Raw genomic sequence first — 393 nt, forward strand, 5'->3', positions numbered from 1 at the left:
GACCTCATGAGGCTCGATACCCCGTCGGTCGAGCCCATCGGCGTCATTACTGACCGCGTTGCGTCCAACGGTGAACCGCTGGAGCCGATCATCCTCACCCGCCACCTACGGTTCTCTTTGCCCTACAGGTCCCTTTTCCATTCTGGTGTGCGTCAAGGAACCGTCATGCGGCTCCTTGACGCCCTCGTCGTTCTTCTTGTGCGACTTCATCTGGTGGGCTTCTTATGGGGTGACATCTCGCTGTCGAACGTACTGTTCCGACGAGATGCCGAGGCCTTCGCGGCCTATCTAGTCGATGCCGAGACCGGTGAGCTGCACGATCACCTGACCACCGGCCAGCGGGAACACGACCTACAAATCGCCCGGACGAATCTCTATGGCGAGTTCCTCGAC

The 393-nt window shown here is 59.5% G+C and carries 1 pseudogene; it reads left to right on the plus strand.

The window, feature by feature from the left end:
- Positions 1-393: pseudogene (locus CBF90_RS16875) on the plus strand (DUF4032 domain-containing protein); the annotation flags it as partial.

Origin of the sequence: Microbacterium sp. AISO3 (assembly GCF_002204305.1) — a bacterium.
Taxonomy (GTDB): Bacteria; Actinomycetota; Actinomycetes; order Actinomycetales; family Microbacteriaceae; genus Microbacterium; species Microbacterium arborescens.